Here is a 13,749-nt window from a genome sequence, read left to right as displayed (position 1 = left end):
GCAGATGGTTGCACGCAGGTGCCCGGCATTGCGCCCACGATCGGCGGCCGGGCAGCTTCCTGCCTGGCTTTCAGTCTTGTCATCCGAGAAACCAGTGCCTTATGCGCCGGCCGGCGGAATGACGCCCTTCGTGAACAGGAAGCAGCCGTAGAAGCGCGTCTCGCCGGTCGAGATGACGCAATAGGCCTTCTTCGCCAGGTCGTAGAAGGCGAAACGCTCGATGCCGTACATCGGGCACGGCTTACCCTCCGCGCGATCGATTTCCGCCTGCACTTCACGCTGCACGTCCGGCTGTTCGTCCGGTGCGCCCATCACCTCCATGCGTCCGGCGGAGTTCTGCAGCGGGGTGTCGAGCGGCAGCACCGAAAGGATCGCGGCGATCGCCTGTGGCGCGCTGAGGTTGGCCATCGTCAGCGGCCGCCCGATGACGGTCTGGCGGCCGACGCTGTCGGTCGGGAAGTTTGTGTCGGAAACGACGAGCGTATCGCCGTGTCCCATCGATCGCAGAGCGTGCAGGACGTCGGCGCTGAGCGCCGGATGAATGTTTTTCAGCATGAATGCCTCCCATTGCGTCTCGTTGCGGCCATCGCCGCAAACCTTGTCGGCCTATTTCACGGCGCCTGCCGTGAGGCCCTTCACGATGTAACGCTCCAGGAAGATTCCGACCAGCACCAAAGGCATGATCGCCGCGGTCGCAATCGCCGCCATCGACCACCAGTTGATTCCCTGCGATCCCGTCTGGCTTGCCACCATCACCGGAAGCGTCTTTGCGTTGGAGCTCGTCAGGAGCGCCGCGAAAAAATATTCGTTCCAGCACAGGATGACGGAGAGAATGAACGCGGCCACCATGCCGGGAAGCGCGATCGGGAGAACGATGCGCAGGAACGCGCCCCAGATCGAGCATCCGTCGACGAGAGCGGCCTGCTCAAGTTCAAGCGGGATCGTGTCGAACTGGTCGCGCATGATCCAGATGACGATGGGCAGCACCATCAGCGTGTAGACGAGGATGAGACCGATCAGCGTATCGAGCAGCATCAGATGCTTGTAGAGAACCAGAAACGGCATGGCGAGGACGACGGGCGGCAGGATGAGCTGCGACAGAAAGAAGAACGAGATGTCCTTGTTGCGCATCCAGAGAAACTTGTACGAGAAGCGGCTGAGGCCGTAAGCGGCAAGCGAACCGATGACGACGGCCAGAAACGAGGCGCCGGCCGAAGCAACGATGCTGTTGAGGAAGCGACGAACGAACTCGTCGCGCACGGTCGAGGGTGCCGAGATCGTGTCCGGCGAGAGACCGAGCGAGCGCCACCCCTTCCAGTCCGGCGTGAAGTCGACGAAGGGAATGAGATGCCCTTGCGTCACGTTGACGGCCGTCTTGAACGAAGTCGTGATCGTCCAGTAGATCGGGAAGAGCGAGATGAACGCCCACAGGATCAGCGCGGCATAGATGAGAAGGCTCGACGTCATGAACCGGGGGCGACGCGACCAGAGACCTGTGCGGCCTTCGTCACCTGCGGAAGTGTAAGGGATACTTGCCATGACGGGCCTCAGTTTGAACGCTGCATCCATCGGCTCGCCCCTTTGAGGATGAGCGCGACGAAGATGATGATGACGACGAGATAGAATTCCGCGAGCATCGTGCCGTAGCCGACATTCGAGCGATCCCGATATTCGCGGAAGATGAAGCTGGAAACGGTATCGGTCGCGCCGCCGGGTCCGCCGGCCGTGACGTTGATGACGATGTCGGCGAGCTTGAGCTGGAAGATGATCCGCAGGATGACCACGGTCATGCTGACCGGCAGCATCAGCGGGAATGTAATTTCCTTGAAACTCTGCCAGCCCGAAGCGCCATCCACCTTGGCCGCTTCCTTCACCTCGGCCGGCAGTGCCTGAAGGCCGGCGAGCAGCAGGATCATCATGAAGGGAATCGACACCCAGGCGTCCATCGCCATGATGGAGGTCCGCGCCAGCCAGGGTGTCGAGAAGAAGGCCGGGTTATCCCAGCCGAGATGCCGGGCAAGCGTCGCTGCAGGGCCGAAACGGTATTCCATCAGCGACTTGCCGATCATCCAGCTGACCGCCACGGGGCTGAGCATCAGCGGCAGAAGGAAGGCGACCCGGAAGAACTTGCGGGCGCGGATCTCCGCGTTGAGGAGCAGCGCAAGCCCGAACGCGATCGCATACTGCACCAGCACGGCCGCGACATAGTAGACCATGTTGAGGAGCGCGTTCCAGAAATAGACGTCGGCGAACAGGGTCCGAAGATTGTCGAGCCCATTGAACCTGCGTCCCGCGGCAGCGCTGAGGTTCCAGTCGGTAAAGGCGATATAGAGGCCGAAAACGGTCGGGAAGACGACCATCGCGACAGTGAAAAGGACGGCCGGAAGCACGAAGGCAGCCCGCTGGCCGTCTTCGCCCCGGATCAGGATCTGTGCGGTGCAGAGCGCCGCTGCCCAGATGATATAGGCGAACAGCAGCGGCCGCCAGCTGACCAGCCCGATCGCGGTCACTCCGGTCGCGTCGAGAACCTGCAGGAGAAGCACGGCAAACAGGAAGATCGTCGCCGCCGCGAACAGCCGACGACCGCGCCGTGCGGAGATCAGCTGGAGTTCGGCCCGTTCGGGACGGGCGGACAATGGCTGGCGACCGGCAGGCATGGCTGTATGGGACATCGGCAAACCCTTGGGGCGCACGCGGGCGCAGTGCGTCATGCACGAATGAGAATGCCGGGCGACGCAGGCGCGCCGCCCGGCTTGGTCCGTCAGGCTCCGAGCGATGCTTTGTAAAGGGCAATCTGCTTTTCGCGGCCGAGCTGGTCAGTGATCTTTTCCCAGGCGCTGGCGATCGCGTCTGCGCCTGCCTGTGCCGTCGCCTGCCCGGCGAAGACCTTGGCGAGTTCGTCCTCGGCCACGCTGTAATACTGGAAGATGCCGGGAATGCGCGGTTCGATCGCGGCGTTCGGGTGGTTGTAGGAATTCGACTGCGACGCGAGGTAGCTCGTGATGAACGCCTCGTCGTACCCCGCCGATACCCATTCCTTGATGTTGAACTGGCTCTTCCGGTAGCACTGGAAGCCGGAGGGATAGGCTGCCGTCCAGAGAGCCAGGTCCTTTCCGCCAAGATGCGCGGCTGCGCTCCAGGCGGCTTTTTTCTTCTTCTCGTCGCTGTCGACGCGGGCCATGACATAGACGCCCCAGCCAAGATAGGCCATGTTCGGCGCGTGGTTCGGACCGCTGGGCAGCTTGTCCCACTGGCCGGTCTTCGCGTTGTACACATCATCCGAGCCCGGAAGAATGTCGAAGCCGATCGTGTCGCCGACAACCGAGCTGTCGCTCGTGCGCGCGCTGGCGCCGACATCGCCCCACCAGGAGATCATGGAACCCGTGCCGGCCAGGAACTGCTGGAATGCCGTCGTGCCCGGATCGGCATTGAGCTGGTCGCCCGCCTCCGACGGAAGCGCGTCGATGACGTCCTGGATCGCGCGAACCCAGGCCGGGTTGTTGATGCGCGGCTTCATCGTATCGACGTCGAACAGCCAGGCCTTGTCGTCCGGGTGCTTGGCATAGGCCGTTGCGCGGCTGCCGAGGAAGTAGAAGCCGAAGCCGCCCCAGGCCTTGGGCGCATCGAGATAGCCGACGGCTTCCATGCCGCCCACGGTCTTGCCCTTAAGGAACTTGGTGACCTCCTGAACCTTCTGCCAAGTTTTCGGTACGCCCCACTCGCCCTCGTGTCCCTCGTCCTTCCACGCCTTGGCAAGGTCCGCATCGCTGAAATAGTCGGTGCGGTAGTTGAAGTTGTGGCAGTCGCCATCCACCGAGATGCGGTAGGTCTTGCCGTCCCAGGTGCCCACAGGTGCCTTGAGGTAGTCGACATAGTCGTCCATGTCGATCTGGGCCTTGACCCAATCCGGCATTTCGGACGCAAGGCCCTTGCCGCAGACGTCGCCCTCGAACGGTGCGCCCATTTCCAGAAGATCGAAATCCACGGTGCCCGTCGCGATCGCCTGCTGCAGGCGCGGGTTGTAGTCGGCCTGTGCGAGGTCGATCCAGGTGATCTTTGCGCCGGTGTAATCTTCCCAAGGCTTCAGAAAGCCGCGGAAGAGCACGTTGTGAAGGTTCTGGTTGTTGAGCCCCATGAAGGACAGCTCGACGCCCGCGAACTCGCCCTGCTTCACGCTCTTCTTGGTCGCCTCAAGACACATCTCGCCGACCTTCTGCCAGTCGGCATCCGTCGGCGAGCCCTTGCCAACGCCCGGGATCTGCAGCAACTGGCTGCGGAACGCGGTGTCCTGCGCAAACGCTTCGCCGAAGCCGCCGAGCCCATCGAGCATCGTGCTGGCGGCGGCGACGGCGCCGAGGCTTGCCCCCGTCTTGAGAATGGCGCGTCGGCTCAGGCCGATCGCCATCATGCGTTCGAAGTCACTGACTTTCATGATGGTCTCCTCCCATGTGAACAATCCGCCACGTTTCGTGGCACGCCGGCGCACCCGCCCAGGAGCGCCGGTCTATCGCAATCCGCCGAGCCGCAGGCCGGATGCACCGTCGAAAAGGTGCACCAGTGCAGGGTTCGGGGTCATGGCGATGACCTGATCGGTGTTTCCTTCCACCCGGTCACGGAACACGCCGATGATCTTCTGCTGCCCGAGACGGGCAAAAACCTGCGTTTCCGAGCCCGTGGACTCGATCACCGAAATCCTCGCCTCCACCGGTCCGCCGAGCGTAAAGTGCTCGGGCCGAATTCCGTAGTAAGCCGGCTGCCCGTCGGAACCTGCCGGAATCGCGCTCAGCGGCAGGACGATCCCTTCGTCCGTCTCGAAGTTTGGTGTCGCGCCGGCACGGATGCGGCCCTTGATGAGGTTCATCGAGGGCGAGCCGATGAAGCCGGCCACAAAGATGTTCGCCGGCCGGTCGTAGAGTTCCAGCGGCGAGCCGATCTGCTCGACGCGCCCGTCCCGCAGCACCACGATGCGATCCGCCATCGTCATGGCTTCCACCTGGTCGTGCGTCACGTAGATCATCGTCGTGGCGAGGCGTCGCTGCAGTTCCTTGATCTCGGCCCGCATCTGCACGCGCAGCTTGGCGTCGAGGTTGGACAGCGGTTCGTCGAACAGGAAGACCTTGGGATCGCGCACGATCGCCCGTCCCATTGCGACCCGCTGTCGCTGACCGCCGGAAAGCTGGCGTGGGTAGCGGGCAAGGTAGGGAACGAGATCGAGGATCTCGGCGGCCTTGCGGACGCGCGCCTCGATCGTCGCCTTGTCGTCTCCCCGCATCTTCAGGGCAAAGCCCATGTTATCGGCCACGGTCTTGTGCGGGTAGAGCGCGTAGCTCTGGAACACCATAGCGATATCGCGATCCTTCGGCGGAAGGTCGTTGACGACCTTGCCATCGATGCGGATGTCGCCCGAGGAAATCGGCTCGAGGCCAGCCACCATGCGCAGCAATGTGGACTTTCCGCAGCCGGAAGGCCCGACCAGGACCACAAACTCGCCGTCCGGTATCTCCACCGACACGCCATGGATCACGGCGAGGCTGCCATAGGCCTTGCCGACATTTTCAATGTTCATCGACGCCAAAGGGGGGCCTCCTACCCACTTTCGCTGTGCACTCCCTCACAGCCCGACGCCAGCAGCGCCGTTCATCGGTAACTTCACACACAATAATATTCTTGTAAATTGGTATTCGTGGGCTGTGCTCCGATTTGTTGCAATGTGCATTTCATCGTCCCGGCTAGCCATGCAGACGCCAAGATAACGTCTATTCCGACGCCATTTCAAACAAAGAGGCTTGGCGACATCACAAAATGCAGTATCTTTGTGAAGTGAGGCGAGGGAGGAGAGCGCATGCTCAAGGGAATCGATCCGGTGATCCACGCGGATCTCATGCACGCGATGATGCAGATGGGCCATGGAGACGACCTCGTCCTGTGCGACATCAATCATCCCGCCGCAACCATTGCGGCCCAGACGACCTATGGCCGCCTTCTAGACGTGTCGGGTTGCGGACTGACGGCGGCGGCGCGCGCGATCCTCACCCTGTTCCCGCTCGATACCTTCATCGAGCGTCCCGTGAGCCGCATGCAGGTCGTCGGGCGTCCCGAGGCGCGCGTCCCGATCTTCGATGCCATGCAGAAGGTGATGGATGAATCTCAGGGCCGACCCGTCCTGATGGAGGCGCTGGAGCGCTTCGCCTTCTACGAGGCCGCCAAGCGATCCTTCGTCATCGTGCGGACGTCCGATCCCGGGCCCTATGGCTGCTTCATCTTCAAAAAGGGCGTGATCTGACACGACGATTGCGCCGACGGCAGGCGCGCGTCCGCGGAGGACTGTTCAAGCTTTTCCCCGGCTGATATGTTCGTTATTTGTTCCGAATGCCCTGGCGTGCCGATTCTGCGCCGGGTCTCGGAGCGGACGGAACAGGGAAGACGGCATGGTGGCGGCAGCCTATCTGGATGCGTTGAACGAGCGGCAGCGCCAGGCCGTCGAGCACGGGATCGTTTCCGGCGTAACCTCGTCCGAGACGGTCGCGGGCCCGCTCCTGATCATCGCCGGCGCGGGGTCCGGAAAGACGAACACGCTTGCACATCGCGTCGCCCATCTCATCGTCCACGGCGCCGATCCGAGACGTATTCTTCTCCTGACGTTTTCGCGCCGCGCTGCGTCTGAGATGGCAAGGCGGGTCGAACGCATCTGCCGAAAGGTGCTCGGAGCCAATGCCGGCGTGCTCACGGACGCGCTTGCCTGGTCCGGCACCTTCCATGGCATCGGTGCGCGTCTGCTGCGGATCTATGCGGAGCAGATCGGCCTCGACATCGACTTCACCATTCACGATCGCGAAGACAGCGCCGACCTGATGAACCTCGTGCGCCACGAACTCGGCTTCTCCAAGATGGAAAGCCGGTTCCCGACAAAGGGCACCTGTCTCTCGATCTATTCTCGGGTCGTGAATTCGCAGACGCCGCTCGCGGAGGTGCTGCGCCTGCATTTTCCGTGGGTCGCGGGATGGGAGGCGCAGCTAAAAAGCCTGTTTGCCGCTTACGTCGCCGCGAAACAGGCCCAGAACGTGCTCGATTACGACGATCTGCTGCTGTACTGGGCGCAGATGGTGTCGGACCCCGATCTGGCGCAGGATATCGGAGAGCGGTTCGACCATGTCATGGTCGACGAGTACCAGGATACGAACCGCCTGCAGGCCTCTGTGCTGATGGCGCTCAAGCCTGGCGGGCGCGGTCTGACCGTGGTTGGCGACGACGCCCAGTCCATCTATGCGTTCCGGGCAGCGACCGTGCGCAACATTCTCGATTTTCCCGGTTCTTTCAGCCCGGCGGCCGACGTGATCACGCTCGACCGCAATTATCGTTCGACGCAGACCATTCTCGCCGCGGCCAACGGCGTCATCGACCTTGCACGCGAGCGCTTCACCAAGAACCTGTGGACGGAACGTCACTCGGCCGAGCGGCCCAGGTTGGTGACCGTCAAGGACGAGACCGACCAGGCCGGTTTCATCGTGGAGCAGATCCTTGCCAATCGTGAGACGGGGATGACGCTGAAGCAGCAGGCGGTGCTTTTTCGCTCGTCGCATCACAGCGGACCTCTGGAGGTGGAACTGACGCGGCGCAACATCCCCTTCGTGAAATTCGGGGGGCTCAAGTTTCTCGACAGCGCGCATGTGAAGGACATGCTGGCCGTCCTCCGGTTTGCACAGAACCCGCGCGACCGGGTTGCCGGCTTTCGCCTGCTGCAACTGCTGCCGGGCGTGGGGCCGCAGACGGCGGGCAGGATCCTCGACGTCATCGCGACGGATCCCGAACCGCTTGCGGCGATGGCCGAAATTCCTGCGCCGCCGCGCACGGGAGCCGATTGGAGCCCCTTTCTCGCCATGCTGGAGAGCCTGCGGAAGGCAGGACAGGGTTGGCCGGCCGATCTCGGGCTCGCGCGGCTGTGGTACGAGCCGCATCTCGATCGCCTTCACGAGGATGCCGAGACCCGCAAGGCCGACCTTCTGCAACTCGAACAGATCGCCGGAGGCTATGCTTCGCGGGAGCGGTTCCTGACCGAGCTGACGCTCGATCCGCCGGATGCCACCAGCGACCAGGCCGGAGTGCCGCTGCTGGACGAGGATTATCTCATCCTATCGACGATCCACTCGGCGAAGGGACAGGAGTGGCGCTCGGTCTTCATGCTGAACGTGGTCGACGGCTGCATCCCGTCCGATCTGGGAACCGGAACCACGCAGGAAATCGAGGAAGAGCGCCGTCTTCTTTACGTCGGAATGACGCGCGCGAAGGACAGCCTTTCGCTGATCACGCCACAGCGCTTCTTTACGCACGGGCAGAATCCGCAGGGCGATCGCCATGTCTATGCGGGTCGCACCCGCTTCATTCCCGCGACCCTTCTACAGTTCTTCGAAAGCACGACCTGGCCTTTGGTCTCGCCATTGGCGTCCGAGCGCAGTGCGCGGGAAATCCGCATCGACGTTGCGGCCCGAATGCGCGGCATGTGGACCTGAGCCCGTGCAGCCGGGCGCTCGGGAGACGGAAGACAGAGAGGCGGCGCGCGCAGCGGCCGAACTCGCCGAGGCGTTGGCAGCTTTCGCGCCGGGCGCGGCGTCTGAACCCGACCCGTTGCCACCGCCGCGTGCGACCTCCGACGATGCGCCGGTCCGCAAGATCATTCACGTCGACATGGATGCTTTCTATGCCTCGGTCGAGCAGCGGGACAATCCCGAGCTGCGCGGCAAGCCTGTGGCCGTCGGCGGGTCGGCCGCGCGCGGCGTGGTTGCGGCCGCGAGCTACGAGGCGCGCGTTTTCGGCGTGCATTCGGCCATGGCCTCCGTGACCGCCAAACGCAAATGTCCTGATCTGATCTTCGTCAAGCCACGCTTCGAGGTCTACCGATCGGTGTCCCACCAGATCCGGGAGATCTTTGCGGATTACACGCCGCTGATCGAGCCGCTGTCGCTGGACGAGGCCTATCTCGACGTGACGGAAAATCTGAAGGGCATGGAGATTGCCACGGAGATCGCCGCGGAAATTCGGGCCCGGATCTTTGCCGTGACGGGCCTCACCGCTTCGGCCGGCATCAGCTACAACAAGTTTCTCGCCAAGATGGCCTCCGACCAGCGAAAGCCGAACGGGCAGTTCGTCATTACGCCCAAAAATGGTCCGGCCTTCGTAGAGGCCCTGCCCGTCAAGAAGTTCCATGGCGTCGGCCCCGCGACGGCCGAGCGCATGAAGAAGCACGGCATCGAGACAGGGCTGGACCTCAAGATGAAGCCGCTCGCCTATCTCCAGCAGCATTTCGGTAAATCAGGCGGATATTTCCACGGCATTGCCCGGGGAATCGACGAGCGGCGCGTTCGTCCGGACCGGATCCGCAAATCGGTCGGTGCGGAAGACACATTTGGCGAGGATATCTCGGACCTAAGGCTCGCCGAGGCCGAACTACGGCCTCTCGCCGAGAAAGTCTGGCGGTATTGCGAGGCGCACGCCATCACCGGCAAGACCGTGACGGTGAAGATCAAATATGCGGACTTTACGCAGGCGACACGTGCGCGAACGCTTCCCGTTGCCTTCAGCCGGATCGAGGATGTTCTTGAGGTGGCCGATCAGCTCCTGGCGACGGTGCATCCGTTCCGCCGTCCGGTGCGCCTTCTCGGCGTTACCTTGTCGTCGCTCAACACCGCAGGGTCGGGCTCCGATGCACAGGGCGCGCCGCAACTCGATCTCGGGCTCTGACCCGACCGATATAGCCTGTCGGCCGACAGGCAAACGCCAGCATGCAAACTTGAAAACCCCCAAACGAAAAAGCCTGCCGCGGGAGGAGGTGCGGCAGGCTTTCCGATAAGAACCGAACGGCGGCTGGGATGAGGATGCCGCCATTCCGACGAACGATCCTGGGAGGAGGAGTGGACCGTTCGTGACACGAAGCAAGGCGGGAGGAGGTGCATTGCTTCGTTGACCCAAGGTATACGCTTCCATGCCTGCTCTTACGAGAAGCAATGTTGCAGTGCAGCTATGCAGAAAACGAGGGTCAACCTCTGTCGATCCCATTGGCGGGTGATGGCCGCACGCGGTCAGGACTGGTTCCCTCACGCGGCGCCCTTGTCCTGAATGTCAGCCTATGGTTGGATTCGAGGCTTCTAACGTTGAGGAGATGTCATGGTGCTGCCTCTCGCGCCGCTGGTTGCCAGCGCTTTGCCCGCTTTTTTCATCAAGCTGGTGTCGGCATGAGAGCGTTCGATGCCATCATCATCGGGGCGGGCCAGGCCGGCCCCTCGCTTGCCGCCCGCCTGTCGGCTGCCGGGCGCTCCGTCGCGATCATCGAGCGTAAGCATGTCGGAGGAACCTGCGTCAACACGGGCTGCAAGCCGACCAAGGCCCTCGTCGCAAGTGCCCATGCGGCGCACATCGTGCGGCGCGCCTCGGATTTCGGCGTGATCGTCGAGGGCGATGTCCGGATCGACATGTCCGCCGTCTTTCGCCGGTCGCACCAGATCACCCTCGACAGCCGTCGCAGCAACGAGGTCTGGCTTGCGGGGCTCGAAACCTGCACGCTCATTCGCGGCCATGCGCGCTTCGAAGACGGGAACACCGTACGGGTTGGCGACGAACGTCTGACGGCGCCGCAAATCTTCATCAATGTCGGCGGCAGGGCCACCGTTCCTGATTTTCCGGGTATCCACGATGTCCCCTTTATGACCAACAGCGACATCGTCATGCTGGATCGCCTGCCACAACACCTCATCGTCGTCGGCGGCAGCTATATCGGGCTGGAGTTTGCGCAGATGTACCGCCGCTTCGGGGCGAAGGTGACCGTCGTCGAGAAGGGACCGCGCCTGGTGGCGCGGGAGGATGAGGACGTCTCCGAAGCGATCCGGGCGATCCTCGAGGCCGAAGGCATCGACGTGCGGACGTCGTCCGAGTGCATCCGCTTTGCCCGTGAGGGAGAGGATCTTGTTGTCGGCGTCAACGGCTTGGAGGGCGAGCCCGCTCTTCGCGGCTCCGACATTCTGCTCGCCACAGGGCGGACACCCAATACCGATGATCTTGGCCTTGAACGTGCCGGGGTCGCAGTCGACGGTCGCGGCTACATTCAGGTCGACGACGCGCTTGCGACCAGCGTTCCGGGTATCTGGGCGATGGGCGACTGCAACGGGCGCGGCGCGTTTACCCACACCGCCTACAACGACTACGAGATCATTGCCGCGAACCTGCTGGACGGAGAGACCCGCAAAGTGTCCGACCGCCTCCCCGGCTATGCGCTCTACATCGATCCGCCGCTTGGTCGTGTCGGGATGAGCGAGCGGGAGGCGCGGGCCTCGGGTCGGCCGATCCTCGTCGGCCAATTGCCGATGACACGCGTCGGTCGGGCTGTGGAGAAAAGCGAGACGCAAGGACTGATGAAAATCGTCGCCGATGCCGAGACGCGGCAGATCCTGGGTGCCGCCATCTTGGGCACGGGTGGCGACGAGGCCATCCACGGCGTGCTCGACATGATGAACGTCGGCGCTCGCTACGACGATCTCCGCTGGGCCGTGCCGGTTCACCCGACCGTTTCGGAATTCTGGCCGACGCTCATTCTCGGGATGAAACCGGTGCAGGGCCCCTGACGAAAGAAGGCCCTCGACGGTTGTCGAGAGCCTTGCTTCTCTGGTTCCAACACCGTCGAGGCATCAGAATTGTCGCGGGATCAGAATTCTTCCCAATTGTCCGTCGTCGCCGAGGGTGCGGCACGCGCGGAACCGCCGGAGAAGGCGCGCGCAAGCGTGTTCGCCATCTTGCGCGCCGGGGATGCAACGGGAATGGCACGGGTTGCCGAGGCGAGCGCCGGCCGGGTTGCGCCCTTGGCGCGCAAGGCCGGCTGAGACGCAACGACCGGCTCCGGGGCATAGGCTGCCGAGGAGGCGCCGCCAAACTGGAAGCGGGCGACCAGATCCTTCAGGCGCGTTGCCTCCGTAGCGAGCGTCGCGCCGGCCGCGTTGGCTTCTTCCACCATGGCGGCGTTCTGCTGCGTCACCTGGTCCATCTGGTTGACGGCCGTGTTGACCTCGGCAAGGCCAACCGACTGTTCGCGGGCGGATGTCGCGATCGCGTCCATGTGCTGGTTGATCGTGACGATGTACGCCTCGATGGTCTTCAGCGCCTCACCCGTTTCGCTGACAAGCTTGACGCCGCTCTGAACCTCGCCGGAGGAGTTCCGGATCAGGTCCTTGATTTCTTTGGCGGCCTTCGCAGACCGCTGTGCGAGCTCGCGCACTTCCTGCGCCACGACCGCAAAGCCCTTGCCGGCCTCCCCCGCGCGGGCAGCTTCGACGCCCGCATTGAGGGCGAGAAGGTTCGTCTGGAAGGCAATTTCGTCGATGACGCCGATGATCGAGGAAATCTGGTTGGAGGACTGTTCGATCTTGCTCATCGCATCGACGGCGCTCGTCACGACCGCGCCAGACCGGCGTGCATTGTCGTTCGCCTGAACGGCGACCGTCCGGGCTTCCTCTGCGCGCTTCGACGAGTTCGCCACATTAGCAGTGATCTCGTCCAGGGCGGCCGCGGTTTCCTCAAGCGATGCGGCCTGCTGCTCGGTCCGGCGGGACAGATCGTCGGCGCTCTGGCTGATTTCGCGCGAGCCGCTGTCGATCGAGCCGGTCGCATCGGCAACGGCACTTAGCGTGCTGCGAAGCTGCTCCACAGCCCGGTTGAAGTCGGTGCGCAAGGTTTCGAAGTCATCGGCAAAGCGCTCGGTCAGCTGGAAGCTCAGATCGCCGGAAGCAAGATGCGCCAGGCCCTGTGCGAGGCCGCTCGTGGCCTGCGCCATCGCTTCGGCCTGCGCATGTTCGCGTTCGGACTGACGTCGCCGCTCGGCTTCGCTGAGCGAACGCTGCTCGTTTGCCGCGGTTTCCAGCTGTCGCGCCTTCAGGCCGTTTTCCTTGAAAACCTCGACGGCGCGTGCCATGCCGCCGACTTCGTCGCGACGTTCCGTTCCGGTGACATCCGTCTCGAGATCGCCGGTTGCCAGACGCTGCATGGCGCTGTCCAGAGCGTCGATCGGCCGGACGAGCCATGACCGAATGGCGAAGAAGGCGGCAAGGATGACGATGAGGGCCCCGAGGACGACGAGGGCAAAGGTGATCCAGTAGGTGCGGATCGACTCGTCCGTCAGGTGGTCATTGACCGTGCTCGCGACGGCCAGCAGCTCGGCGGTTTCCTGCGCCAGTGCCTGGCTCATCACCGGGAAATTCATCTCGCATTCGCGCAGGAACGCGCCCTGCGCGCTCAGTCGGTCCTGCGATCCCTTGGCTGCCGCAGCGCGGCCGAAGGCGTTGCCGCAGGCTTCGGTCAGGATGGCTAGCCCCTTGGCCTTCAGATCCGAGATTGCCGCATTGTCGGGCGTTGCAGCCAGCGCCGCATCCATTTCCGTAGCAAATTCCGTCTTGGCGGCCTCAAGCTCGGTGGATGCCGAGGCCTTGGCGGCTTCGGAGTTGACGATCATCAGGGTGCCAGCCGCAGCACGTGCATTCTGAAAGGCGCGGTTGGCCAGCGCCAGTTCCGTCGCCGCTTTCGCTTCCTTGCTCAAAAGTGCAGTATAGGCAGCGTCGGTCTTCATGATCCGGTCGCCGGAGTAGAACGCGACACCGAGGGAGAAGAGCGCGAATACGCCCATCAGGCTCAGGAATTTCCCAATGATCGGAATGTGTTTCACAGATTGCCTCAAGCCGTACATGTCAAAGATTGCGATGCAACATAGGCATTGAG

General features: G+C 63.1%; 10 protein-coding genes. 4 read left to right on the top strand and 6 right to left on the bottom strand.

Annotation, left to right across the window (positions count from 1 at the left end; translation table 11 throughout):
- Positions 1-99: 99 nt before the first annotated feature.
- The 5 genes from ASG03_RS12775 to ASG03_RS12755 form a co-directional block, all read right to left on the bottom strand.
- Complete coding sequence (locus tag ASG03_RS12775) at positions 100-555, bottom strand: RbsD/FucU family protein (protein ID WP_062472847.1); 456 nt, start codon at positions 553-555, stop codon at positions 100-102.
- Between the two features lie 51 nt (positions 556-606).
- Positions 607-1,539 (bottom strand): carbohydrate ABC transporter permease, encoded by a 933-nt coding sequence (locus tag ASG03_RS12770; RefSeq protein WP_062693818.1) that lies wholly within the window; start codon positions 1,537-1,539, stop codon positions 607-609.
- A gap of 8 nt (positions 1,540-1,547) precedes the next feature.
- The gene (locus ASG03_RS12765; protein ID WP_062472851.1) at positions 1,548-2,672 is read right to left on the bottom strand and encodes a carbohydrate ABC transporter permease; all 1,125 of its coding nucleotides are present in this window, start codon (positions 2,670-2,672) and stop codon (positions 1,548-1,550) included.
- An 89-nt stretch (positions 2,673-2,761) separates the two neighbouring features.
- Positions 2,762-4,432: a hypothetical protein gene (locus ASG03_RS12760; protein WP_062472853.1), complete on the bottom strand. Its 1,671-nt coding sequence runs from the start codon at positions 4,430-4,432 to the stop codon at positions 2,762-2,764.
- A gap of 72 nt (positions 4,433-4,504) precedes the next feature.
- Positions 4,505-5,575: an ABC transporter ATP-binding protein gene (locus tag ASG03_RS12755; RefSeq protein WP_062693817.1), complete on the bottom strand. Its 1,071-nt coding sequence runs from the start codon at positions 5,573-5,575 to the stop codon at positions 4,505-4,507.
- A gap of 267 nt (positions 5,576-5,842) precedes the next feature.
- On the opposite strand from ASG03_RS12755, the gene ASG03_RS12750 reads away from it, so the two are divergent.
- The 4 genes from ASG03_RS12750 to ASG03_RS12735 all read left to right on the top strand — a co-directional run bounded on the left by ASG03_RS12750 (position 5,843) and on the right by ASG03_RS12735 (position 11,609).
- Complete coding sequence (locus ASG03_RS12750; protein WP_062693816.1) at positions 5,843-6,283, top strand: RbsD/FucU family protein; 441 nt, start codon at positions 5,843-5,845, stop codon at positions 6,281-6,283.
- A 145-nt stretch (positions 6,284-6,428) separates the two neighbouring features.
- Positions 6,429-8,507 carry an ATP-dependent helicase gene (locus ASG03_RS12745; protein WP_200934703.1) on the top strand — a complete coding sequence of 693 codons (2,079 nt, stop codon included), beginning with the start codon at positions 6,429-6,431 and terminating at the stop codon, positions 8,505-8,507.
- Between the two features lie 175 nt (positions 8,508-8,682).
- Complete coding sequence (dinB, locus tag ASG03_RS12740) at positions 8,683-9,735, top strand: DNA polymerase IV (protein WP_062693876.1); 1,053 nt, start codon at positions 8,683-8,685, stop codon at positions 9,733-9,735.
- 491 nt (positions 9,736-10,226) lie between these two features.
- Positions 10,227-11,609, top strand: a complete 1,383-nt coding sequence (locus tag ASG03_RS12735) for an FAD-containing oxidoreductase (RefSeq protein WP_062693815.1) — start codon at positions 10,227-10,229, stop codon at positions 11,607-11,609.
- Positions 11,610-11,689: 80 nt separating this feature from the next.
- On the opposite strand, the gene ASG03_RS12730 is transcribed toward ASG03_RS12735, so the two are convergent.
- On the bottom strand, positions 11,690-13,657 hold the full coding sequence (locus ASG03_RS12730; RefSeq protein WP_244475240.1) for a methyl-accepting chemotaxis protein: 1,968 nt from the start codon (positions 13,655-13,657) through the stop codon (positions 11,690-11,692).
- Between the last annotated feature and the right edge of the window lie 92 nt (positions 13,658-13,749).

The sequence above is a fragment of the Rhizobium sp. Leaf341 genome, assembly GCF_001424325.1.
In the GTDB taxonomy this organism is placed as follows: domain Bacteria; phylum Pseudomonadota; class Alphaproteobacteria; order Rhizobiales; family Rhizobiaceae; genus Ferranicluibacter.
The sequence above is the reverse complement of the archived record's forward strand: the minus strand, read 5'-3'. Positions and strand labels throughout refer to the sequence as shown.

Bases quoted from the DNA above. Each gene is read 5' to 3' on its own strand.
- ASG03_RS12775 (WP_062472847.1), bottom strand. From the start codon at position 555: ATGCTGAAAAACATTCATCCGGCGCTCAGCGCCGACGTCCTGCACGCT.
- ASG03_RS12770 (WP_062693818.1), bottom strand. From the start codon at position 1,539: ATGGCAAGTATCCCTTACACTTCCGCAGGTGACGAAGGCCGCACAGGT.
- ASG03_RS12765 (WP_062472851.1), bottom strand. From the start codon at position 2,672: ATGTCCCATACAGCCATGCCTGCCGGTCGCCAGCCATTGTCCGCCCGT.
- ASG03_RS12760 (WP_062472853.1), bottom strand. From the start codon at position 4,432: ATGAAAGTCAGTGACTTCGAACGCATGATGGCGATCGGCCTGAGCCGA.
- ASG03_RS12750 (WP_062693816.1), top strand. From the start codon at position 5,843: ATGCTCAAGGGAATCGATCCGGTGATCCACGCGGATCTCATGCACGCG.
- ASG03_RS12745 (WP_200934703.1), top strand. From the start codon at position 6,429: ATGGTGGCGGCAGCCTATCTGGATGCGTTGAACGAGCGGCAGCGCCAG.
- dinB (WP_062693876.1), top strand. From the start codon at position 8,683: ATGGATGCTTTCTATGCCTCGGTCGAGCAGCGGGACAATCCCGAGCTG.
- ASG03_RS12735 (WP_062693815.1), top strand. From the start codon at position 10,227: ATGAGAGCGTTCGATGCCATCATCATCGGGGCGGGCCAGGCCGGCCCC.
- ASG03_RS12730 (WP_244475240.1), bottom strand. From the start codon at position 13,657: ATGGGCGTATTCGCGCTCTTCTCCCTCGGTGTCGCGTTCTACTCCGGC.